This is a genomic window from Psychrobacter sp. 72-O-c, from assembly GCF_904846605.1.
Classification (GTDB): Bacteria; Pseudomonadota; Gammaproteobacteria; order Pseudomonadales; family Moraxellaceae; genus Psychrobacter.
Genome location: NZ_CAJHBI010000016.1, coordinates 46,432 through 70,673, shown reverse-complemented (window position 1 = coordinate 70,673; position 24,242 = coordinate 46,432). Strand labels below are relative to the sequence as shown.

Below are 24,242 nucleotides of genomic sequence, written 5' to 3'. Positions count from 1 at the left end.
GCGTCGTCACAGACTATCTATTTAGGGTTAACTTTTTATGGTCTTGATAGCTTTACTCGATACCGATATAGAGATCAACTTGACCGTATACTAGATTGCCATCTATATATTGCTCAAAATCAACACCATAGAGTCGTGTGTGCTCACAGCTTGGGTCATTAAAGTATGCCCAAGCCCTCTCCCAAGCATTCATCACCGTATTAGGCATGTTACCTTGTTCAGAAAATATCATATACTTTCCTGTAGGAATGGTCACCGTCACTAAATTATTAGTATTGCCAGCATTAAGCGTATCGCCTTTGCCTGACTGATCTTGGTCACCTTGCTGACTGTCTGTCTTCCAACTGGCCACTACATCAAAAGCGCCGACGTCATCGCTCTCATAGTTGTGATAAATACCATAGATATCCTCACCTTCTTCAAGATGACTAGCATGATCTTGATAGAACTTTTGCCATAATCTACCTAATTTGGCAGTTTCATGGCTGATTTCAGCGATATTGGTCGTACGAATGCTGATACCTTTACAAGCTACCGCTTCGGTTAGCTCTTTAATTGGTGAAGTCATGGTGCTGCCTGTCCTGTTCTTTTGTTTAAGAGCATGGTTATTTGAGGTCATATTTAAAGTAGAAGAATCGAGCTAGTCGGCGGCTTCATCAATCCAGTTCATTTGAATAGATTCTAATATGCCTTCGTTTGATTTTTTTGGATCGTCATCAAATCCTTCAAGCTCTGTCACCCAGCGGTGCAAATCGGTAAAACGTATTTGCTGTGGATCGGTCTCAGGAAATTTCTCATAAAGCTCAATAGCAATGTCTAAGCTGTCTGTCCATTTTAATGGCTGCGGTATCATAACTGCTCCTTAAAATTAAATAGTAATATGATCACGTTAATGTGCACTATCCTAGCAAACTTCGCCTGATGATGTATAGCCAAGCCACATAATTATTAGTAACTGTCTAAATTAATAACCCTCTATTTATGCCGTTGGAGCAGACTTCACTGCTATCTGATGCTTATTCCACGAAGTGATGACATCGTTGAGCTGCTCCCCTACCATATTGAGGCTATTGGGTTCGCATTTACCTTGCTTATTCATCAACACAAACTTAGTCATGCCTACGCCCATCAACTGGTTTTTTACAAAAAATCGGCTCTCAAAATAAACATATTTATGATCCCAGCCTGCCAGTACACTACTGACCATCATTTTATCCAAAAACTTAATCTCTTTGAGATAAACCATCTCCTGCATGGCGATAATCCATTGCAATGGCTCAATATTTTTTTGATGACAACAAGCCAGTAGCCAACGGGTAATATTTAGCTCAATGAAGGATAAATAGCGATAATTGGGCAAATGATCGCGAAAACCCATGTCATGCGGTAATATCCGATAACGACGCACAACAGGTTTGGTAAGCATCTCTATACTAAGCTCGCCATCAACTGACTGCTGTTTAAGTTGCTGCTTAAGCAAACTAATCATGATAAAGAAACGCAGCAACATGTTCATGAATGACTCTCTTATTAAGTACATCGACTGCTAATGGCTAGCATCGGAAAAAAGTAAATTGACTCAACGCAAAAAAAGCCACCTCAGTGACTTTTAGCGATTTTCAGTAGTTCTTAAGGCCATTAAGACCACAAAAATAGCGGCTAACTCATTCTATCTATTTTAACATCACTGCTCACTTTTGACAGTGAGCAACTTAGACGCTGACGGTTGTTGCAAAATCAGTTTGATAGTGGTTAGTTGATTAATCTAGTGGCCTGTTAGTTTAATGGATTCTTAATCTAATACCAACTTAATGACCGGCGCCATTGATACTACGTACCATTTCTTCTACCATCTTTTTGGCATCACCAAATATCATCATGGTTTTGTCCATATAGAACAAGCTGTTATCTAAACCAGCATAACCTGTATTCATAGAACGCTTGATGACCATAACCGTTTGCGCTTTGGTCACCTCCAATATTGGCATACCAAATATTGGCGAAGTAGGGTCTTCTTTAGCCGAAGGATTGACGACGTCATTAGCACCGATTACCAGCACCACATCGGTACCAGCAAAGTCAGAGTTAATCTCATCCATCTCAATAATATCGTCATAAGGTACGTCAGCTTCAGCCAGTAGAACGTTCATGTGACCTGGCATACGACCAGCTACTGGATGAATAGCAAAGCGTACTCTGACCCCTTCTTCCTTTAGTAACTCGTACAGCTCTTTGACTGCGTTTTGTGCACGCCCTTGCGCCATACCATACCCAGGAACGATAATCACGTCGCTGGAATTAGCCATCAAGAATCCAGCATCCTCTGCTGAGCCTGATTTATAATTCTTTGGTGCGCCGTCATCATCGCCTGCTGCAACGGCCGAGGTACCCATACCGCCAAATAAGACGTTGAGTAATGAGCGATTCATAGCTTTACACATAATATAAGATAAGATTGCGCCGGATGAACCCACCAACGAGCCTGCAATAATCAACATCGAGTTGCCAAGCGTGAAGCCAATCCCTGCTGCTGCCCAACCTGAGAATGAGTTAAGTAAAGATACCACTACTGGCATATCACCACCACCGATCGGCGCAATCCACATCCAACCAAAGACAATAGCCAATACGGTCATCACATAGAAGGCTGGTAGCGAATCAGTCATAAAGTAGACCGCACCAAAACCAACCATTGCTATGAATAGAATGGCTTGGACTGGTTTAACCCAACCACCAACGAGTGTTTTTGCCCAACTTTTAGCAGCCAATTTACCAAAGGCAAAAAACGAGGCTGAAAAGGTAATAGCGCCAATAAAGCAACCGATAAACAATTCTAGACGGGTAATGGTGCTGTACGCTTCCTCAGTATGTAGCACCGTTGCTAGGGCAATGGCCACCGCTGCAAGACCAACGAACGAATGCATCAAAGCGACAGTTTCTGGCATTTGGGTCATCGCGACCGTTCTAGCCTTCCACAAACCGACGACCGCCCCCAGTACCATAGCGCCAATAATCATCCATAGGATAGGCCCTTCGGCTAAGAAGAAGGTGGTGACAATAGCAATGGCCATCGCTGCCATACCGAAACGGTTACCACGAATAGCCGTTTTGGGACTAGATAAACCACGTAAGGTCAAGATAAATAAGATGGCACCGACTAAATAAAACCAGTCTGCATTGGCAGCAATCATAGTGCTTAAATCATTCATACGTTGCCTCCGCTCTCAGTAGTGCTGTTAGTAGTAACAACGGGCGCTTTTTTAGGTTTGGGCCTAAACATGGCCAGCATACGCTCAGTCACCGCAAAACCACCGAAGATATTGACACTGGCTAAAAATACGGCAAAAGCACCGAGTAAGCTGGTCGCGGTAAACATATCGCCATCAATAGTGACGGTCTGAAGCATCGCACCTACAATGACAATACTTGATAGCGCATTGGTTACTGCCATCAATGGCGTATGGAGTGCTGGCGTGACACCCCAAACGACGTAATATCCGACAAAAATAGCAAGTACAAATACGGTAAAAATTGCTACAAATGGGGTGCTACCCATGGCCGCACCAGCTGGTGCCGCCGCTAAAACAGTGGCAATCATCTTATCCTCCTAAAAATTTATTCATTACTGACAATATATAAAACGAGACAGGTAAAACCTGATATGTAAAAGATTTAACGTTTAGCGAGGCGTACTTGACCCTCATGTGTGACTGCTAATGCACCTTGAATCTCATCTTCCATATCTAGGTGAAGTGTCAATTTATTGGATGAAGCATTATCTGTGGCTTCTGTGGTTGCTGCGGGGGCAATTAAGGTGGTGATAAAATTGACGAGGTTATTAGCATACAGATCTGATGACTGCGCTGCGAGCTGTGATGGAATGTTAGCAGCACCGACAATACGCACACCATTGTCTGTAGTGATGGTTTGGTCAGCGACACTACCTTCGACGTTACCGCCCGTTCCAGCAGCCATATCTATCAGTACTGAGCCCGCTTTCATTTTATCGAGCGTGGCTTTATGTACCAAACGCGGTGCTTGACGACCGGGTATTTGCGCAGTCGTAATGACGATGTCAGCACCACTTAGCGCTTTGTCTACGACAGCTGATTGATCTTTCATGTATTGCTCTGATGGTGTCCACGCATAACCGCCAGTCGATTTGGCTTTTTGCGCTTCTTCTTCACTCATCGGTACATCAAGCCATTTTCCGCCGAGCGATTCAACTTGCTCTCTAGCAGTAGGACGTAAGTCACTGGCTTCAACCACCGCCCCTAGACGCTTGGCAGTTGCAATCGCTTGTAAGCCTGCAACCCCCACACCCAAAATAACTACTTTAGCTGGCTTGACCGTCCCAGCTGAAGTCATAAACATCGGGAAAGGACGCGAGTATTCATTAGCAGCAAGCACTACGGCTTTGTAGCCGGCAAGGTTGGCCTGCGATGACAAAACATCCATATTCTGCGCCCGTGACAATGTGCGCGGAAGCAGCTCCATCGCAAAAGCAGACACGCCTTTTGCTGCATAAGTGTCAAGCTGAGTATTACGGTAAGGATCGAGCATGCCGATGACAATTTGACCAGACGCCAAACTATCAACTATAGTCGCTGGCAAGTCATTCACCGTGGTGATGATACGCGCATCAGCAATGACATCGCTGCTACTATTTGCAATATTAGCGCCCGCAGCTTGATAACTGTCATCAGAATAATAGGCTGCTTGACCTGCACCGGACTGTATGACCACTTCAAACCCAAGCTTACGCAGTTTTTTGACCGCGTCTGGGGTTAGCGCCACGCGGTTTTCATGGGCAACATCTGCACTGATTACACCGATTTTCATACCGTCTCCTCACCTCTAATTACTGTACGTCGAATTTCTGTCTTTGATACCTCTCAAAGCACCTTGTTTAAATTACAAATCTAACCAAAGATTATCAATTTAATAAATGATAGTTAATTTACCATCACGCCTTTTTATTATAGAGACTTCGTTTACCAACTTTCATTGCTTATTCATGACTCATAAGTATAATAAAAAGTTAGGTGCTTACACCATTTCCATAAATTTTATTGTTATATTTGAAATTTTTATTTTTCCAGCGTGCTGTAATCTATCATGAAACCCATATAATACGTCTACGAGAAAGATAGATGCAAACTTTAAATGTGATACGTTGAGCGAATCTGATGCCGTAACAGATTTGTCATTGGTCTACTAAATAAGGAATGATTATGTATTTTGTACTCTCCCCTGCTAAATCATTGAACGAAACGGATGCTGTACCCGTAAGCCTTGACAGTTGTTACAGTCAGCCTGCACTCATTAACCGATCAGCACAGCTCATTCAGCAACTTAAAACCAAAGATCCGGTGGATTTGCAAGAGCTTATGGGTATCTCATCTGATCTTGCTACCCTTAATGCGACGCGCAATCACAACTGGCAGCTGCCCTTTACCACTGACAATGCCAAAGCGGCTAGCTACTTATTCGCAGGCGATGTCTATACGGGATTAGACAGTTATGGCATGGATAAAGAGACAATCATATATTTAAATGAACATTTGGGAATATTGTCAGGCTTATATGGGGTGCTAAAACCATTGGACCTAATCCAGCCGTACCGGTTAGAGATGGGTACTAAGCTTGAGAATGAGCAAGGCGCCAATTTATATGAGTTTTGGGGCGAGCAAATTACCGAGCTACTGAACATGCGTATCAGGGATGTACAATCAGCGAATGAGCCGCCAGTGTTAATTAACTTAGCATCGAATGAATACTTCAAAGCGGTAAAGAAAAAGGCATTGGATGCAGCAATCATCACGCCACGTTTTGAAGACGAGAAAAATGGACAGTATAAAGTCATTAGCTTCTATGCAAAAAAAGCACGTGGACTGATGGTAAAGTACGCCGCTGATAATAGACTTACCAACGCAGAACAGCTCAAAGCCTTTAACCTAGCTGGATATTATTATTGTGCGGAGGCTTCTGATGATAAGACGTGGACGTTTAGGCGGGATGCTGTGGATCAGTAGAGATTGAAGCTAATAATGCTAAATGAATAAAAAAAGCCCCAACTCAATGAGTCGGGGCTTTCTCTTAGCTATAATCACCAATAGTTATCATTAATGATTTTTAGTAGATAGGAATATCGGTGTTAGCGCAGCTTACATCATGCCGCCCATACCGCCCATTCCACCACCAGCACCGCCGCCCATGCCAGCCATGCCGTCATCGCTTTCTGGTAAGTCAGTAATCATAGCTTCGGTTGTAAGCATCAGGCCGGCGATAGAAGCAGCGTTTTCTAGTGCTGAACGCGCCACTTTCGCTGGATCAAGAATACCCATTTCAAGCATATCGCCATAAACGCCAGTAGCAGCGTTGTAACCGTAGTTACCCGTACCGTTTTTCACTTCGTTAACAACAACTGAGGCTTCTTCACCTGAGTTGGTCACGATTTGACGTAATGGAGATTCCATTGCACGGCGTAGGATATTGATACCTGCGTCTTGGTCGTCGTTATCGCCTTTAAGCTCAGCCAATGCATTCATGGCACGAACTAATGCGACACCGCCGCCAGGAACAACGCCTTCTTCAACCGCAGCACGAGTGGCATGTAGCGCATCATCAACGCGGTCTTTCTTCTCTTTCATTTCAGTTTCGGTTGCCGCACCAACTTTGATGACTGCAACGCCGCCTGATAGTTTTGCCATGCGCTCTTGTAGCTTTTCTTTGTCGTAATCAGACGTTGATTCATCAGCTTGACGACGGATAGAGTCTACACGCTCATTGATATCAGCTGTGTTGCCGGCACCATTGACGATAACGGTGTTTTCTTTACCGACAGTAACTTTTTTGGCGGTACCAAGCTGCTCAAGGGTAGCAGTCTCAAGGGTCAGACCAATCTCTTCTGAGATGACCGTGCCGCCTGTCAAGGTTGCGATATCTTGTAGCATTGCTTTGCGACGATCGCCAAAACCGGGTGCTTTTACAGCACAAGTTTTTAAGCCGCCACGCATGTTGTTAACTACTAGAGTTGCCAATGCTTCATTTTCAACGTCTTCAGCAATGATTAGCAAAGGTTTGCTTTGCTGCATTACTTGCTCAAGTAATGGCACGATTTCGCGAATATTGCTGATTTTTTTATCAACGAGCAAGATATATGGGTTTTCAAATTCAGCAGTTAAGCTATCTTGCTTATTAGCAAAATATGGGCTGATATAACCACGGTCAAACTGCATGCCTTCGACGACTTCTAAAGTGTCTTCAAAGCTTGACCCTTCTTCAACCGTGATAACGCCTTGCTTGCCGACTTTGTCCATAGCTTGCGAAATCAATTCACCGATTTTGGTGTCTGAATTAGCAGAGATAGAACCCACTTGGGCAATCGCTTTTTGATCATCCGCTGGGGTGGCTAGCAGATGAATTTGCTTAACGGCTTCGCGTACGGCTTTATCGATACCGCGCTTAAGATCCATTGGGTTCATGCCAGCGGCAACTGATTTCATGCCTTCTTGCAAGATTGATTGTGCCAATACGGTAGCAGTCGTTGTACCATCACCAGCAACATCATTAGTGCGGCTTGCTACTTCACGTACCAATTGTGCGCCCATGTTCTCAAACTTGTTTTCAAGCTCGATTTCTTTCGCTACAGATACACCATCTTTGGTGATTGTTGGGGCACCAAATGACTTATCGATAACCACGTTACGACCTTTAGGGCCTAAAGTGACTTTAACGGCGTTTGCTAGGATGTTTACGCCATCCATCATTTGTTTGCGGGCATCACTGCCAAACTTTACGTCTTTTGCCATGTTAAATAACTCCAATAATTTGGTTGAATAATCTGATGAGATTATCAAGAATGTTTTTAAATAAGTTAGCTATTGTTATAAGGGCGTTGCTTTAGTTTTAAACCCTTACTACGTCTCTGTAAAAGTATTTATCTACAGATAACACAGCCTTATTTATAATTAGCCTTCTAATACACCCAATACATCAGCTTCTTTCATAATTAATAGCTCTTCACCGTCAAATTTAACGGTTTGGCCTGCGTATTGACCGAACAATACTTTATCACCAACTTTTACATCTAACGCACGAGTTTCGCCGTTATCACGAATCTGGCCATTGCCCGTTGCTAAGACTTCACCTTGTGAGGGTTTTTCTTGTGCTGAACCCGGTAATAAAATACCACCAGCAGTTTTTGTTTCTTCTTCTATGCGGCGGACGACAATACGGTCATGCAAAGGACGAATATTCATCGATATGACTCCAAAAGGTTGGTTGTTTGAATTAAGGAATTGTTTTATCTAAATGTCTCAATGGCCAATCTTAAAGCAATCTCAAAGATAAGCATTGAGCTTGTTCCAAAAAATGGGGACAGGAGGAGATAGCTTCAAGTGTAAAGCTAAAAAATTTACAAGAAGATTTCGTAAAATGAGTTATTGATTCATGCTTATCAGTAACTTTACTGACAAAGCGTTACTTATAATGATGGCATAGGCGATTGTGGCAACATTAACTACAAGAGCCAAACGTCTACTATGCTTGCTACTCTTGAAAATGTAACAGCATATGACCATTATAGTCCTCAAGCAATAAATAATAGCTATCAAAAAGACTGCACGGTATCAAATAGGCATCGAAGTAGCAGCACGACAACCAATTAAGGGACATCCATGAGTTTTTCGTCAATAAACGAGCCATCTACAGCACCCCATTCTAATCACACAAAACGTGGTAAACACAAACTCCTATCTCTATTTACCACTGGAGCCAGTATCGCGACCATTGGAGCGTTAAGTATGACTGCCCCCACCCTTGCCAGCGCAAAAAATATACAGCCATCAACTGCTGATTATAGCTTTACCGTAGAAGATAAATATAAAGGGACAGCAACCCGAAATATAAGTAAATCAGGTAACCTCTGGAAATATGATGTTAAGGCACGCGTTGCCGGTATTGCTAGCGCCTCACAAAGTAGCGCCTTCACCATAGTAGGTAACAATGTTAGCCCTACGCAAGCCAGCACTACTTATAAGTTGCTAGGCTTTGGGCGCACCCATAATCTCAAATTTAATCCGAGCAAAAAACAAGTGGCCAGTACGTATAAAGGCAAAACCATCAATCTAAGCATGGCTCAGCAAGCTTTTGATGATTTAAGCCTTGAGGTGCAGATTCGCCAAGACTTACTCAATGGTAAGTTCTCTGGTAATTACTACATGGCCAAAAAAGATAAAATTGAGAAAACACCCTTTAAAAAGTCTGGCAATACTAAAATAACCGTTCCTGCTGGTAGCTTTGATACCGTGCGCGTTGATCGCATTCATGATGATAGTAGTCGCTCTACCAGCTTTTGGTTAGCGCCAAGCTTGGATTACCTACCAGTGAAAGTTAGCCAGATAAATGATGGTAAAAAAATGGACCTAGAATTGACCAAAGTAAATTAATGAGTGCTTTAGCTTTAAGTACTTTAACTTTAGATTAGTATCCAGCTAATCATTATATAAAAAAGCGGCGCTCTAATTATTAGAGCGCCGCTTTTTTGTGGCTTTCTTTTACGATTTTATTTCATAACTTTAAACCTAGAACCTTTAACAAGACTAGGGTTTTCTGGGGGTTTTTTCTACATTATTCATTGAGGGTAGGCGTTTTAATAGCAAGAATAACCAGGTGTTAATCAAAAATATTAAGACAAAATCAAGCAAATAGACTACCAACTCTGCCCAGCTGCTGCCATAAACGCGGGCGAACAGCACGACCCCACTAGCCCCTAAATAAACTAAGGTAACCATACTATCTACCAATAGCGCATAAGGCGAGCGTCCGCGTAGTATCGACGGCGTTAAAATCAAGGCTGGTACCAACCATAATGCTTGCCAGGCAATACCACCGATAATATCAGGATTCATCGGGTTAAAAATACTGATTAAAATAGGCAGTCCTAGCAGCCGATAAATCAGCCATACCAACCACGTCAGCATTAAGCGCTGCTGCATTGGGGCAATAGGATTTTTAGGCTTGGCAGCCTTAGCCAAATTTTTCGTCGGCGTTTGACCATTAGGAGGATTGGAAGTGTTCGACATTAGATATGTTTATTTCCCAGTTGATGACACTACTCTTAAGCAGAGTAATGTTTCTTGAGCAGCTACTACCCATTAGTATCAATAATACATCATTAAACCCTTGATACATCGTTAAAACCAGCAGGCCACACCATTAGAATAAACCATTAAGACAGGCCATTATAATAAGCAAGTTTAACGACTCCAATCAGCTTGCGCCAGAGCTTTAGCACTAATCGCCAAACGACGACCTTGGGCTACAGCTAATTCACGCTCATCATCGGATACAGGTTGATCATGGGCAGCACCGCTAACATGACTCACGCCATAAGGCGTGCCGCCACGATTGGTACGATTAAGCGCAGGCTCTGCATAGGGTATACCGACAATCATCATGCCATGATGAATTAGCGGCAACATCATAGTCAGCAGAGTCGTTTCTTGCCCGCCATGCATCGAGCCGGTTGCGGTAAATACTGACGCCGGCTTGTTTTGTAGATTGCCTGCCAGCCAAATGGTAACGGTATTGTCCCAAAAGTACTTCATTGGCGCAGCCATATTGCCAAAATGGGTTGGGCTGCCTAGTGCTAAACCCGTACAGTCTTTTAGATCATCCATCGTACAGTAGAGATCGCCTTCTTCAGGAATAGCAGGCTTACTTGATGTGGTCTCAGGCGCGACCACTGGCACAGTACGAATACGCGCAGTCATGCCCGCCTCTTCAACACCTTGAGCAATGGAGTAGGCCAAAGTCTTAGTGGTGCCATAACGGGAATAATAAAGTATCAAAACACAAGGGGTGGTCTGACTCATTAGCAAAGCTTCCTTTTAAAAATTTAGTTTTAAACTATTTGATTATTCTTATAAGATCACCGATAGCAGCACCTCATTAATAAAAGCATTTAGAGTAGCCTTTATATCGTGCTGTGAGCTATGAATGTACGATTTAACCAGTCGCTGTTATGAGTATATGCTCACATTATGCCCGACTCGTCAGCTCATATGCAAACGTAACGTCCGGTACTATTATTCTGCCTTGTTATTAGTAGCACTATGCATTTTGACACAAATAAGGAGCAGATGCTGGTGGCACATTTTTGTTACACTATTGCTACTTTTACCCCTCTTAAATGGTCGTCATGGAAAACTTATTAAAAAAGCTGCCTTTTTTACAACAACGCTGGTTTCTATTTTTACGATTCTTGACTCGGCATTTTTTCGAGGATAACTGCCAACAAAAAGCTGCCTCTCTTACTTACACCACCATGCTGTCAATTGTTCCTATATTGACGGTGTTGTTGATGATTCTATCTTCGGTACCAGCGCTCGCTTCGGTTAGAGCACAGATTTATGAAGTGATTTATAGTAATTTGCTACCGCAATCGGGCTTACAAGTCAGCAAATACATTAATAGTTTCGCTGAAAAATCCTCGAATTTGACCGCTATTGGGGCGATGATACTGTTTATTACTACTATCCTGACCTTAACTACCATTGAGCGTGCCTTTAATCAGATTTGGCGAGTAGAAGACCGTTCTGGTGGTATGAAGAGTATGCTGCGTTATTGGACCATTGTCACCTTGGGTCCATTGGTACTGGGCACGGCATTTATCGTTTCTAGCACCGTGCAGAGTCTCAGCTTTTTAAACCGTCAAATCGGCGGTTATGGTATTGACTGGTCATTTTGGGTGCAGGCAGTCTCGATTGGGATAACGGTAGCCGGCTTCATTGGCATGTATTGGTTCATCCCAAAAGCACGCGTGCCAGCTAAGAATGCTGCTATTGCTGGCATTTTTGTCGCCATCGTATTTGAGCTGCTCAAGCACATCTTCGGTACTGTGATGACTAACTTTACCAGCTATGAAGCGATTTATGGGGCCTTTGCGGCAGTACCGATTTTTTTATTATGGATTTTTTTATCGTGGAATTTAATTCTACTAGGGGTTGAGATTAGCTATACCCTAACGATTTTTGAGACCGAGGAAGTTTATCCGCGCCATCCTTTACTGAGCTTATTAGATATGCTTAATCTGGTCTATACCCATCATCTAAGAGGCGACGCAGTCAGTGAGCAAGAGCTACGTGATGTACTGGGACGTAAAGAGCTGCCAAAATGGTACACCTATATTAACTACCTTAAAGACTGCAATCTGATTACCACGACCGAACATGACGAATATGTGCTCAAAAAAGATCTTAGCAATATGTCGCTATGGGATTTTTATCGTACCTTACCTTATCCGCTACCGATCAAAGACGAGCTGGATGAGATGAAGCAAGAAGATCAGAAGCCATGGTTAGGCTTGTTGGTGCAGCGGTTTGAGAATACGGAAACATGCGCGCGCGACCAACTTGACTTGCCATTAGCTACTATCTTTGCTCACAGTCAGCCGCGCAAAAAATCGCCTGCTGATGAAAGTGTTGCACATAGTAATCATAAGAGATTGAAAGATTCTACGGATAAAAAGTCTAGTGGATTTCCCAAAGGCAATTTAGATAGCGATTCAGTTAGCAGTGCTACGCCAGACTTTGATCCCGCAGCTTATGATAAAGACAGTGAGGTGGAATGCGACAATCATCAGCGTGAAGTTTTAATTCCTAAGACTAATGGCGACCAACAGCAAGCCGCTAATAATAATAGCAAAGGCTATATAATTACTGAAGCGGATAATCCAGAAAGTCATAAGTAAACGTCATAAGTAAACAGTGTCACTACTGAGCAGTATGAGACATCTACTATAAAAATTAAAAAAACTGGTATGAATTCTGGAGCTAACAACGTTGAATAAAAACCCTGGAAACAGCCTGCCCAAACGTACCTTAGCGGCAAGCCTACAATGGCTTAAGCAATTCGTGCACTTATGGTCGTTGCAGACACTAACCAGTTTGCCTGATCGTCTAAAAAACATATGGCAACAGCTGATTGGCTCTTACTGGTTTATTCCAACAGCTTGTGTATTAGTAGGTATTTTTTTAGCCCCAATACTAGTCTCTATCGATGAGCACTTTGATCGTGAAACCGTCAAGGAACTCACTTTTGCTTTTACGGGTGACGATCAGGCGGCGCGTGCGATCATGACCGCGATTGCAGGAGCAGTACTTGGCGTAGCAGGAACGACGTTTTCGATTACTATTGCCGTACTGTCTATGGCCTCATCGCAGTTTGGACCTCGGCTGCTACGTAACTTCTTGACCGACACCCCCAACCAGTTTGTACTCGGTGCATTTATTGGTACCTTTAGTTATAGCTTGTTGGTGTTAAAATCTATTCATAAGTACGACGTTCAATTTGGTGTGCCGCAGTTAGCGGTGACCTTCGCAATTATCATGGCGATTATTTGCGCCTTATTATTGGTCTATTTTGTGCAGCATATGGTACATGCTATTCAAGCATCCCATGTTATTAAAGATGCCAGTGATGATGCTATTAAAAATATTCATTATTGGTACAATGATAACTGTGATATTCAGCATCAGCGCGACGTGGCAAGTGAAGATGTTGCGCAATTTTCTAACTGGCCAGCAACTGCTATTTATGCGCCAAGCTCAGGTTATCTTCAGCAGATATATATTGAATCACTGGTTACATTGGCGCAAGACTACGGTGGCGTGCTGCAGATGTGTACCAATCTGGGGAACTTTGTTACCGACAAGAACGTCATGGGGTATTTTTACCAGCGTCCAGCAGACCACCTAAATTACCTACAAAAAACCAAAACCTCACATCTAGCTGTCATGCCGCGTAAGCCTGATGGAGTGTTCTGGCAGCGTTTTGCGACCTGTATTCGTCTTGATCGCAGACCAACTCACTCTAATGATATTGCCTATAGCTTAGGACAAGTGACTGAGATTGCGATACGCGCACTATCACCTGGTATTAACGATCCTAAAACGGCGGTCAACTGTTTGCAGTCATTGACCGCATGCTTGAGTATCATGATGCGCAGCCAACCGCCTAGCCCCTATCACTTTTATACACCGCCCTATGATAAGGATACTTCTGACATCACAGTAAACCAGCCGCGCGTGGCGATATTGGCAGTCATTACTAAAACGCCCAAGATATCTGACTTTATCGACATCTCTCTTGGGGAGATACGCCGTTATGCCGCGACTGATCTGATGGTGTTAAAAGCGCTATGTCGGTCTATGACCGATCTCAATTATGCACGCGTGAACAGTGCTCAACGGCAAACACTACTACACGAGCTGAGCTTAATCGGGCGTGCAGGCGAAGAAAACCTTAGCTATAGCGAGCTAATAGTTGACCTGATGGCGATGTGTAGTCAGGCGCGGCAGTTCATTCATAATGAGGATGCCAAGCACCAACACTTTGAATATGTTAGCGAGTTTTCAGCACACATTCATAAAGCATTACAGACAAAGACAAGCTAACTTTTCATATGACAAGTATAGTATTTATATATATACACATGAAAACACAAACGAGTACGAGTAAAATAACAAAACAAGCACGGCACATCGCCATACCAACCTTTAGGGTTATGGCAACTCTTTATATTAATTTGAGACTTCTTTCATGGCATCTGCAACCAGCCTGACCATACTTGAAATCAGCGCCATCTTTTTATCAATTACTGCCTCGCTGGCCTATGTTAATCATCGCTTTATTGGTCTACCAACGACTATCGGTGTGATGGTTATCTCTATCCTCTTATCTATTGTCGCGATATTTTTAGGTTTTTTAGGCTTCGATCAGCTGATTGATTATGAGGTCAGCTTATTAGACCAACTTGATTTTACCGAAGTATTACTTGATGGCATGCTCTCCATGCTGCTATTTGCGGGTGCATTGCATGTCAATATTGGGGACTTAAAGCGCTATAAACTGCCCATTGGTATTCTTGCTTGTCTGGGTACGGTCATATCAGCTGTGCTCATTGCCACTGCTATTTATTTTATGTTACCGCTGTTAGGCTTCGGTCTGCCATTCATTTGGTGTTTGTTATTTGGTGCTTTGATATCACCTACCGATCCCATTGCGGTGATGGGTATCTTAGCGTCAGCAGGCGCGCCGAAGAGTATCGAGACTGTCATCGCTGGCGAGTCTCTATTTAATGATGGTATCGGCGTCGTTATCTTTGTGATACTTCTCGGGATTTTATCTAGCGGTGATATTCCAACCGTCAACTATGTGGCGCATACGCTAGCAGTCGAGGCTGGTGGCGGTATCGTCTTTGGCTTGGTGCTGGGGGCAATTTTATATTACTTAATTAAAAGCATTGATAGTTATCAAGAAGAGGTGCTATTAACCCTAGCTGGCGTGATAGGAGGTTACGCGCTGGCCAGTCATTGGCATTTGTCAGGCCCGCTGGCCATGGTCATGATGGGGCTAATGGTCGGTAACCGCGGGCGGGAGCTGGCGATGAGCGATAAGACTCGCCACTACATTGATTTATTTTGGGAATTGATTGATGAGATTCTAAACGCGATTTTGTTTGTTTTAATCGGTTTAGAGGTGGTGATAATTGCTTTTTCAGGTAATTTATTTATTGCTGGCGGCCTAACCATTATCATCGCGCTACTGGCTCGTTTTATCGTAGTGGGAATGACTACCAAGACCTTTAGTAAGCAGCTCGCTTTGCCCTCTGGCGCATGGAAAGTCTTAACATGGGGCGGTCTGCGAGGAGGTATTTCCGTAGCGCTAGTTTTACAGTTACCTATAGGAGCGGAACGTGATATTTTATTGGCGTTGACCTATGCGGTGGTAGTGTTCTCTATTTTGATTCAGGGTTTGAGTGTGGGCAAAGTGGCCCAATCAATTCGCCCTATTGAGGAAAAGCAATTAAAGGTTTAGACCAACTAGAATAGTGTGCTCTAAGCCAAAAATAAAAAACCTAGTTTAAAACAATAAAAAGCCAGCACTAGAGATATCCTCTTTATGCTGGCTTTTTGTTGTTAAAGTCTGTATTGCTTATTAAAATTCTTCATGGAAGTTTCTTCTATAGCAAACCTTTGCGTTTCATATTGCGATAAACCACAATAATAATAATAATATTTGTTATCAGAATTCCCAGCTTAAACCAATCAAATGGGCTCGCAATCAGGTAGTACAGCTCAATGGGAATAAATATGCCATAGCCCACCACACCAAACCAGTATGCCCAGGTTTTATCTTGCCATAATCCGTAAGCTTCAATAAAGCGCAAACTGGCATAAGCAAAAATTAATAATAAAAACAGCGGCCAGTTTTTGCTTGCTTGCTGCGCAATCCGTACCGAGCTTTCAATTTGCGGTGCTAAAAAATGACCAAAATTCTGTCGCCAAGAGTCTGTTGCGCGCGTAAGCCAATTATCAATATCAGCATGCCATAACCATAACGCGCACGCTCCTAACAGCGCGCCTACGCCTTTGACAACCTCATAAATCGCGACTGCTTTGATTGACTCGCTAGACTTATGCTTGTCAGGGCGCAGCGTGTCATCACGGCGGATAATATCAGGGTCTTGGCTCACCGAAGACGGTTGCTGATCATCATCCTGACAGGGCAAGTTAGGCAAAGAAAGTCTCCACCACCCGACCTTGCACTTGCTGGTTGAAAAATGGCGTATTTTTGCCATTAGACAGCATAGTTTCGGTAGTCACTTGCCATTCGAGATTGGGATCCACCAATATCGCGCCGCCAATATCTTCATATTGGATGCTGATACCTGCAATTTGTGCAGGATTGAGACAAATTTTATCTACCAGCTGCTCCAAAGTAATCACCTCATCGCGTACCAATTGACAGGCCAACGCCATAAAAGTATCAAAGTTCGAAATACCCGGCGTACTCTCAGAAAACGGTGCTTTTTTTGCGGTGCTATTTAGCGGTTCATGGTGACTACAAATCGCGTCAATGGTGCCATCTTTAAGCCCGCGGCGTAGTGCCTGCTGATCAGTATTACTACGCAGTGGTGGTAGCACATACGCTTGGGCGTTAAAGCCTTCTAAATTATCATCGGTTAAATACAACTGATGCATGGCCACATCGCAAGTGACCGGCAGACCTTTGTCCTTGGCCCAACGCATCAATTCCACCGAAGACTTGCAGGACAGCTGACTGAAGTGCGCAGCTATACCCGTCTCCTCAACCATCAAGAGCTGAGTTGATAAGGCTACCGTCTCAGCAATCCACGGAATACCTGGCAAGCCATGATATGAGGCAATATAGCCTTCATGCGCCACCCCATCATTAGATAGGCTAGGCTCATCAGGATAAAAGAATACTTTCATACCAAAGGTTGCGGCATATTCTAAGGTCCGTAGTAGTACCAAATCATTACTAAAAGGCCGGCGAGCGTTAGAGACCGCAATACAGCCGCCTTTTTTCAACCCAGCAATATTAGAGGGGCGTTCACCCTCTAACCCGGCAGTCAGTGCACCAAGAATATGCAAATAAATACCCCCATCCTCAAGGGCGCGCTCACGTAAGCCTTTAAGTAGTGAGCCATTCTCTAGAACAGGACTGGTATCGGGTGGAATAACCACATGTAAAAAACCATTAGCACGCGCAGCATGACCTTCTGAAGCGAGGGTTCCATGCTGCTGCTGCCCCGGTTCGCGAAGACGCGCACACAAATCAACCAGTGGGGGTAACAGCCACGTTTCGCGTCCAGCTTCAAGGTTTAGCAGCTTATTTGCTGCAGCGCTTGGCAGTGAGTCTTGAAAAATTTTGGGAAGTAAATCGATCATCTGCGCATCAGAGGTTTTAACATTGGTCATGAGCTTTATTACCGTATTAATAAGAATTAAATAAGACACCAAGATAGGATAGGTTTAAGACAAGCTACAAGAGGTTAGCTTTTGTCTTGATTGATTGTTATTTTCCAGACGCTTGATGCGCACGTTGCCCTTGCATCGCCAGTGCCAACACCGCCATACGAATAGCGATACCGTTATTTACCTGCTTTAAGATCACTGACTGCGCGCCATCAGCAACGCTTGAAGCAATCTCAACGCCCCGGTTCATCGGCCCTGGATGCATAACCAACGCATCAGGCTTAGCCAGAGCTACCCGCTCAGGGGTAATCCCATAATGCTTATAATACTCACTGGATGAGGCCAGCAGTGGCGAGCCGATACGCTCATTTTGTATTCTTAATCCCATAATGACATCACAGTCGGTCACACAGCTGTTCATATCTTCATAGACTTGTACCCCAAAACGTTCAATACCTTTGGGCAGTAAGGTACGTGGAGCGACAACGCGAATGTCCTTTACTCCTAGTGTTTGGAGAGCGCTAATGTCTGAACGCGCTACCCGTGAATGCTTAATATCACCTATAATAGCGACCGATAACTCCTCAAACGGGCGCGGTGCTTCACGGTGAATAGTCAACATATCGAGCATCGCTTGGGTCGGGTGGGCATGCCAGCCATCACCACCATTGATAATAGCTATGTTTGGTGTCACCTCAGTGGCCATAAAATGCGCTGCGCCTGAAGCAGAGTGCCTTACCACAAAGATATCAGCAGTCATCGCTTGCAAATTCCATAGCGTATCGCGTAGGCTCTCACCTTTTTTGGCACTAGAGCGCTCAATATCAATGTTGAGTACATTAGCTCCTAAGCGCTTTTCCGCCACCTCAAAAGTAGTACGAGTGCGGGTTGAAGGCTCAAAAAACAGGTTCATCACCGTACAACCATCAAGCTCTGGACTGTTAATCAATTGACCATTATCATCAAAAAAAGTCTCTGCCTTAGCAATTATAGCTTGCAGCTGAGCCTTATTAAGCCCTTCTACGCCTAAAAAATGACGGATACTTCCGTCGCTATTTAGCTGCGGACGGCTTAGCGAGGTATTTAACTTTTGATGAATGGTCTCAGGATCGAATTTGGCATATTCAGACGGCGAGACCGTATTTGTTGAACGGCTATTTATAGAATTTGACATAATGGCACGTCTTTATTGTTGGTTTATATTAAGTTGATTTATATTACATCAATCATAATTGTTCATTCATTTATAACCATGAGCACAAGATACAGGGACATTTTGACGCTTATTTGCTACACTTTACCGCAATAGCACCCGTGGTATAAATAGACTTAGCAGCCTTGTTAGCTATTATAAGTTAGATATTAACTATATTAACTATATTAACTATAATGAGCAATAAGCGTTATCAAGCTATGAATAACAACAAATATAGTGTAGCTGATTTTATGACTAGGACAAAGACGCCGTACAAGCCATTTAAATATTTGCCAATTTAGTCGTTTATTGCGCTTTATTCTGTGTTTTTTGCGCGTTTGGTTTCATTTATTAAGTATTTTTTTTGACGTTAATCGTCCTTTTGACCTCAACCCTCTCTTTAACTTTTGATCCCATTTTTTATTAGGAAGCCTCATGACGACCTTAGCACACTACTTAAAAGACCATGCAACCAATCCTGCAGTCAGCGACGTGATTACTACGATTACTGATGTTGGCAAAACGATTTCACAATTACTTAGAAAAGGCGCATTGGCTGATATCTTAGGTGAAGCAGGCAATCAAAACGTTCAAGGCGAAGAACAAAAAAAGCTTGATGTCCTTGCCAACGATTTACTTTTAGATGCTTTGGCACAAAATTCACATTGCGCAGGTGTTGCCTCAGAAGAGCTGGATAATGCTACCTCTGCCAATGCTGATGGCAGTCTATTAGTACTATTCGATCCACTCGACGGCTCATCAAATATTGATATTAATATGGCAGTAGGAACCATATTCTCTATTCTACCTTATCAGCGTCAAGGTCACGATAGCGAAAATGATGATTTTTTACAGGCTGGTAATCAACAGCTGGCAGCAGGTTATTTATTATACGGCACCTCTACCATGCTGGCATTGACGATAGCTGATAATGTGGTCATGTTTAGCTTAGATCCAGACAGCGGCGACTATGTGTTGATAGAAGAAAACGTTCAAATTGATGCTGATACCAGCGAATACGCTATTAATGGCTCAAACTATCGTTACTGGCGCGCGCCTATGCAACAATATATTGATGAGCTAATTGCTGGTAAAGGTGGTGTGCGCGGTCGCGACTTTAATACCCGCTGGGTGGCGGCAATGGTGGGTGATGTGCATCGCATCTTGTGTCGCGGTGGTTTATTCACTTATCCTTTTGATACTAAACACGCCAATAAAGCCGGTAAATTACGTTTGATGTATGAAGCCAATCCTATGAGTTTGCTGATTGAGCGTGCTGGCGGATCGGCCACTGACGCTGTTAATCGTATCCTTGATATCGAGCCAACGGACATTCATCAGCGCGTTCCTGTGGTACTCGGTAGTAAAAACGAAGTCAATTATGTGAAAGACTTACACTTACAGCATGCTGATCATTAAGATTGGCTTTTAATAATGTGTTCTGGCTTTTAAGCTTGTCTGTATTTTAACTCTATCTTTACTTTGAAGCAGTCTACTATGACATCAAACACTACCGAACTGATCACCTCAGATAAAAACCAAACGGTAAAGCTGGCGAAAGCTTTATTGACCCAAGCTCGCCAGCGTAAGAAACAAGGCCAAACGATACTTGAAGGAGCCCACCTAATTGATGCCGCCCTACGTAGCGACTATCCGTTCCTTCAAATATTATTAGCGGAATCAGCGCATACGCATGTCGAAGTACAGCAAATTTTAACCCGTCTGCCCACTTATACTTCCGTTTTAGTCTTGTCTGACGCGCTATATCAAAGTATCCGTAGCTTAGGTACGGGTATTGATATCATGGCGATTATTCATATACCCATGCCACACTTATCAGCGATTAACAGCGACTGCCTCATTCTCAATGATGTACAAGACAGCGGTAATGTTGGAACACTATTGCGAACCGCAGCAGCCGTCGGCATCAGCACGGTATTATGTACCAGTGCTACGGCACAGGCATGGTCACCAAAGACTTTACGCGCTGGCATGGGTGCACAATTTGCGCTGAATATTTATGAAAATCTCAGCGTAACAGCTGTCCTCGATTGTGTTGAAGTACCGTTATTGGCAACCAGTTCACATACGGACACTTTGATTTATGAGTATAATTTGCGCTCGCCTGTCGCTTGGATTATGGGTCATGAAGGTCAAGGCGTTTGCGAGGAGCTCATGCAATGCGCTACCCCTATCGCCCTTCCCCAACCTAATGGTCAAGAAAGCCTTAATGTCGCGATTGCCGGGTCACTTTGTCTGTATGAGACATTGCGTCAGCGCCATTACAGTTAAAGTACACGCACCTTTTAGACATAAAAAAATCCCGCCATCATCGATAGCGGAATTTTTTTAATCATCGACTTAATGATAATTAAATCTTGCTAGTTAACTCAGGTAACGCATCAAACAAGTCAGCTTCTAAGAAGTAATCAGCCACACTTGCAATTGGCGCTTCTGGATCGTTATTGATAGCAACGATCACTTTAGAGTCTTTCATACCTGCTAAATGCTGAATAGCGCCTGAGATGCCGGCTGCAATATATAAGTCTGGTGCAACGATTTTACCCGTTTGACCGACCTGCATATCATTTGGTACATAGCCTGCATCAACGGCAGCACGTGATGCACCAACAGCTGCACCAAGTTTATCGGCTAATGGCTCGATATATTTAGTGAAGTTTTCACCGTTGGCTAAGGCGCGGCCACCAGAAACAACAATACCGGCTGAAGTCAATTCAGGACGGTCAGATTTTGCCATTTCTTCATTAACAAAACTTGATTTGCCAGAATCTTGTACATTATCGATAGTCTCAATAGAGGCTGAGCCGCCCTCAGCTGCCACTGGATCAAAGGCAGTAGTACGTACGGTTAAGACGATTTTATCTTCTGTAGTCTTAACCGTCGCGGTAGCGTTACCGGCATAGATAGGACGGTCGAACGTTTGAGCATCGATTACTGCTGTAATTTCTGACAACATGCTCACGTCAAGTAACGCAGCCGCACGGGGCATAAAGTTTTTGCCCGTTGTTGTACCTGGCGCAATAATATGGCTGTAATCAGTTGAACCACCAGCGATATCAGCAACTAACAGCGCGATGTTTTCTGCCATTTGGTGCTCATAGACGGCATTGTCTGCTAGTAATACTTTGGTGACACCTTCTGCTTTAGCTGCTTCATCAGCAACCGCTTGGTTACCACTACCAGCAACTAATACATGAATATCATCGCCCATTTGCTTGGCGGCAGCGATAGTATTTAAAGTTGCCTTTTTTAGACTGGCATTGTCATGTTCTGCATATACCAAAATTGCCATGGTTTTTATCCTTTATTTATTCGTATCATCGATTCGTGTGGTCATTTATTCGCATAACTAATATTTACGCAACTAATATTTACGTAACTATGTATGCGAATAGCTTTTAAAATGTAGGCTTGAGGGTTTGATAAACCCCTGCAAACCCGAGCAAAAAACTAGATTACTTTTGCTTCATTTCTTAGCTTGTCGACCAACTCATCAACTGAACCCACTTTGATACCCGCTTTACGCTCAGCAGGTGGCACGACTTTGACAATCTCTTGCTTAGAGGCCATATCAACACCAAAATCTGACGGCGCTTTTTCATCAAGCTGTTTTTTCTTGGCTTTCATGATGTTAGGCAATTTAGCGTAACGTGGCTCATTTAAACGTAAGTCAGTAGTAATGATCGCAGGTAGAGTCAAGGCAAGCGTTTGCAAACCGCCATCAACTTCACGAGTAACATTTACCTTATCGCCTTCGACCTTAACTTCTGAAGCAAAGGTACCTTGACCGACACCCATTAACGCTGCCAGCATCTGACCAGTTTGGTTGTTGTCATCATCGATAGCTTGTTTACCCAATAACACAATATCAGCACTTTCTTGCTCAGCGATACTTTTTAGGATTTTGGCTACTTGTAACGGATATGGCTTATCGTCAGTTTTTACTAAAATACCGCGGTCAGCACCCAATGCTAAGGCTGCACGGATTTGCTCTTGTGATTCTTTTGGACCAATTGAGGCTACAATAATCTCATCAATCACACCCGCTTCTTTTAGACGCACCGCTTCTTCTACCGCAATTTCATCGAAAGGGTTAATTGACATTTTGGTATTGGATAAATCCACACCAGAGTTATCAGCTTTTACACGAACTTTGACGTTATAATCAATGACACGCTTGACCGCTACTAATGCTTTCATACGTTCCTCGTTTGTTAATGTTATGAATTAAAAAGTTATAAACTAAGAACCCTTGGTTCATTGTCGTTCAAAATTTTACTTGTAGGTCACCACTTGAAGATTGTAACTTGTTTAACAGAGAATTGTTTGTAAAGTACTATCAACCAATACCAAACAGTCAATAGCAGAACAAATTATACTTTTATAACAATAGACGCTAATTGATCCTGCTAAATCCAAGCCCACCATTATTTATTAGACTTATCTATCTTGCGCGAGCACACCGATAAGGTCAAGACAACGCCGTGAATAATGCGTCATAAATTTGTCACCCTTCTTTAAAAAATGACATCTCAGCTTACAAACTCATCACTTTCTTTGATTTATTACTCTAACCTTCCCATCTTTATAGCATTGTTAGGTCTTTATTTACTTAACGCTTTGTTATTATTTATTATACTTATTCATCTTATGATGAATCTTTGATAGGTCTAATTAAAAGACCGCTATCGCGAATATCATCAAATAAGGTCCAATCTGGCGTGGCTTCATTATTTTTGATCACACTCATATCACCAGTGGTTTCCATGATAACCGCAAACACTTCAGTCTTCGATTTTAAGCCGTTCTTCCGCAACACTTCTTGTACATCGCTAGTACTTAGATTGGCTTCTTTTAGATTGTCCCAAAAGTATTCACCATGTGCCATCAAGATAATAGGTCGGTTATCAAGTAAGGCTTTTATAGGTTTGACTCTACGTCTGATCATTGAGATTAGTGCTTGCAACATAAATAACAGACCAACCGCAAGCAGACCTTGGAGCAGTGACGGGGAGTCGGATGTTACCGTTGATGCTAAGATACTACCGATAGCTATGGTCATCGCAAAGTCATAACTTGAAAGCTTTGAGAAACTGCGGAGACCCACAATACGGGTAAATAGTATCAAGCAAAAGTAGAATCCTATAACGGATAAAGAGATACCAAGAACTTGTTGCCAGTCTATTGCAAACCACGATTCCCACTTCATAGTATTACCTTATTGCATTGTGTTGTTT

At 43.1% G+C, this 24,242-nt stretch carries 23 protein-coding genes; 7 read left to right on the top strand and 16 right to left on the bottom strand.

From position 1 onward, the window contains the following. Positions 1-52 precede the first annotated feature (52 nt). The 6 genes from JMX97_RS07775 to JMX97_RS07750 all read right to left on the bottom strand — a co-directional run bounded on the left by JMX97_RS07775 (position 53) and on the right by JMX97_RS07750 (position 4,842). Positions 53-568: a GyrI-like domain-containing protein gene (locus JMX97_RS07775; protein WP_201556568.1), complete on the bottom strand. Its 516-nt coding sequence runs from the start codon at positions 566-568 to the stop codon at positions 53-55. 72 nt (positions 569-640) lie between these two features. Next, on the bottom strand, positions 641-853 hold the full coding sequence (iscX, locus tag JMX97_RS07770; RefSeq protein ID WP_201556567.1) for a Fe-S cluster assembly protein IscX: 213 nt from the start codon (positions 851-853) through the stop codon (positions 641-643). A 126-nt stretch (positions 854-979) separates the two neighbouring features. Then, positions 980-1,516 (bottom strand): acyl-CoA thioesterase, encoded by a 537-nt coding sequence (locus JMX97_RS07765; protein WP_201556566.1) that lies wholly within the window; start codon positions 1,514-1,516, stop codon positions 980-982. Positions 1,517-1,808: 292 nt separating this feature from the next. Then, positions 1,809-3,191 carry an NAD(P)(+) transhydrogenase (Re/Si-specific) subunit beta gene (locus tag JMX97_RS07760; RefSeq protein WP_201556578.1) on the bottom strand — a complete coding sequence of 461 codons (1,383 nt, stop codon included), beginning with the start codon at positions 3,189-3,191 and terminating at the stop codon, positions 1,809-1,811. A 14-nt stretch (positions 3,192-3,205) separates the two neighbouring features. After that, positions 3,206-3,556, bottom strand: a complete 351-nt coding sequence (locus tag JMX97_RS07755; RefSeq protein ID WP_265089447.1) for a proton-translocating transhydrogenase family protein — start codon at positions 3,554-3,556, stop codon at positions 3,206-3,208. 116 nt (positions 3,557-3,672) lie between these two features. After that, entirely contained in the window at positions 3,673-4,842 is a 1,170-nt protein-coding gene (locus tag JMX97_RS07750) for a Re/Si-specific NAD(P)(+) transhydrogenase subunit alpha (protein ID WP_201556564.1), read from the bottom strand. A gap of 392 nt (positions 4,843-5,234) precedes the next feature. Here JMX97_RS07750 and yaaA point away from each other — a divergent pair, with 392 nt between their 5' ends. Continuing rightward, a complete protein-coding gene (yaaA, locus tag JMX97_RS07745) occupies positions 5,235-6,035 on the top strand; it encodes a peroxide stress protein YaaA (RefSeq protein WP_201556563.1) in 801 nt (266 codons plus the stop codon). Between the two features lie 132 nt (positions 6,036-6,167). Here yaaA and groL read toward each other — a convergent pair whose 3' ends face one another. Both groL and JMX97_RS07735 read right to left on the bottom strand, forming a co-directional pair. Beyond that, positions 6,168-7,814 (bottom strand): chaperonin GroEL, encoded by a 1,647-nt coding sequence (gene groL, locus JMX97_RS07740; protein ID WP_201556562.1) that lies wholly within the window; start codon positions 7,812-7,814, stop codon positions 6,168-6,170. A 159-nt stretch (positions 7,815-7,973) separates the two neighbouring features. Continuing rightward, a complete protein-coding gene (locus tag JMX97_RS07735; protein WP_201556561.1) occupies positions 7,974-8,264 on the bottom strand; it encodes a co-chaperone GroES in 291 nt (96 codons plus the stop codon). A 417-nt stretch (positions 8,265-8,681) separates the two neighbouring features. Between JMX97_RS07735 and JMX97_RS07730 the strand changes: the two genes are divergently transcribed. Next, positions 8,682-9,452, top strand: coding sequence for a DUF3108 domain-containing protein (locus tag JMX97_RS07730; protein WP_201556560.1), 771 nt, complete (start codon positions 8,682-8,684; stop codon positions 9,450-9,452). Between the two features lie 153 nt (positions 9,453-9,605). On the opposite strand, the gene JMX97_RS07725 is transcribed toward JMX97_RS07730, so the two are convergent. After that, complete coding sequence (locus tag JMX97_RS07725; protein ID WP_413786398.1) at positions 9,606-10,001, bottom strand: hypothetical protein; 396 nt, start codon at positions 9,999-10,001, stop codon at positions 9,606-9,608. Positions 10,002-10,262: 261 nt separating this feature from the next. Beyond that, entirely contained in the window at positions 10,263-10,880 is a 618-nt protein-coding gene (wrbA, locus tag JMX97_RS07720) for an NAD(P)H:quinone oxidoreductase (RefSeq protein ID WP_201556558.1), read from the bottom strand. A 326-nt stretch (positions 10,881-11,206) separates the two neighbouring features. Here wrbA and JMX97_RS07715 point away from each other — a divergent pair, with 326 nt between their 5' ends. The 3 genes from JMX97_RS07715 to JMX97_RS07705 all read left to right on the top strand — a co-directional run bounded on the left by JMX97_RS07715 (position 11,207) and on the right by JMX97_RS07705 (position 15,885). After that, positions 11,207-12,757: a YihY family inner membrane protein gene (locus JMX97_RS07715; RefSeq protein WP_201556557.1), complete on the top strand. Its 1,551-nt coding sequence runs from the start codon at positions 11,207-11,209 to the stop codon at positions 12,755-12,757. A 91-nt stretch (positions 12,758-12,848) separates the two neighbouring features. Then, positions 12,849-14,462, top strand: coding sequence for a DUF2254 domain-containing protein (locus JMX97_RS07710; RefSeq protein ID WP_227671506.1), 1,614 nt, complete (start codon positions 12,849-12,851; stop codon positions 14,460-14,462). A 145-nt stretch (positions 14,463-14,607) separates the two neighbouring features. Then, a complete protein-coding gene (locus JMX97_RS07705) occupies positions 14,608-15,885 on the top strand; it encodes a cation:proton antiporter (protein ID WP_201556556.1) in 1,278 nt (425 codons plus the stop codon). A gap of 145 nt (positions 15,886-16,030) precedes the next feature. Here JMX97_RS07705 and JMX97_RS07700 read toward each other — a convergent pair whose 3' ends face one another. The 3 genes from JMX97_RS07700 to JMX97_RS07690 all read right to left on the bottom strand — a co-directional run bounded on the left by JMX97_RS07700 (position 16,031) and on the right by JMX97_RS07690 (position 18,963). Continuing rightward, positions 16,031-16,525: a DUF2127 domain-containing protein gene (locus JMX97_RS07700; protein WP_413786397.1), complete on the bottom strand. Its 495-nt coding sequence runs from the start codon at positions 16,523-16,525 to the stop codon at positions 16,031-16,033. Positions 16,526-16,580: 55 nt separating this feature from the next. After that, on the bottom strand, positions 16,581-17,792 hold the full coding sequence (locus tag JMX97_RS07695) for a dihydroorotase (protein WP_227671508.1): 1,212 nt from the start codon (positions 17,790-17,792) through the stop codon (positions 16,581-16,583). Positions 17,793-17,889: 97 nt separating this feature from the next. Next, positions 17,890-18,963: an aspartate carbamoyltransferase catalytic subunit gene (locus tag JMX97_RS07690; RefSeq protein WP_201556554.1), complete on the bottom strand. Its 1,074-nt coding sequence runs from the start codon at positions 18,961-18,963 to the stop codon at positions 17,890-17,892. A 456-nt stretch (positions 18,964-19,419) separates the two neighbouring features. Between JMX97_RS07690 and JMX97_RS07685 the strand changes: the two genes are divergently transcribed. Then, the gene (locus JMX97_RS07685) at positions 19,420-20,403 is read left to right on the top strand and encodes a class 1 fructose-bisphosphatase (protein WP_201556553.1); all 984 of its coding nucleotides are present in this window, start codon (positions 19,420-19,422) and stop codon (positions 20,401-20,403) included. A gap of 78 nt (positions 20,404-20,481) precedes the next feature. Beyond that, the gene (locus tag JMX97_RS07680; RefSeq protein WP_201556552.1) at positions 20,482-21,276 is read left to right on the top strand and encodes a TrmH family RNA methyltransferase; all 795 of its coding nucleotides are present in this window, start codon (positions 20,482-20,484) and stop codon (positions 21,274-21,276) included. A gap of 79 nt (positions 21,277-21,355) precedes the next feature. Here JMX97_RS07680 and JMX97_RS07675 read toward each other — a convergent pair whose 3' ends face one another. From JMX97_RS07675 to JMX97_RS07665, 3 genes are all read right to left on the bottom strand, one after another. Continuing rightward, positions 21,356-22,297 carry an electron transfer flavoprotein subunit alpha/FixB family protein gene (locus tag JMX97_RS07675; RefSeq protein ID WP_201556551.1) on the bottom strand — a complete coding sequence of 314 codons (942 nt, stop codon included), beginning with the start codon at positions 22,295-22,297 and terminating at the stop codon, positions 21,356-21,358. Between the two features lie 158 nt (positions 22,298-22,455). Beyond that, positions 22,456-23,205: an electron transfer flavoprotein subunit beta/FixA family protein gene (locus JMX97_RS07670; RefSeq protein WP_201556550.1), complete on the bottom strand. Its 750-nt coding sequence runs from the start codon at positions 23,203-23,205 to the stop codon at positions 22,456-22,458. A gap of 448 nt (positions 23,206-23,653) precedes the next feature. After that, complete coding sequence (locus JMX97_RS07665) at positions 23,654-24,214, bottom strand: DUF421 domain-containing protein (RefSeq protein ID WP_201556549.1); 561 nt, start codon at positions 24,212-24,214, stop codon at positions 23,654-23,656. Positions 24,215-24,242: the final 28 nt, after the last annotated feature.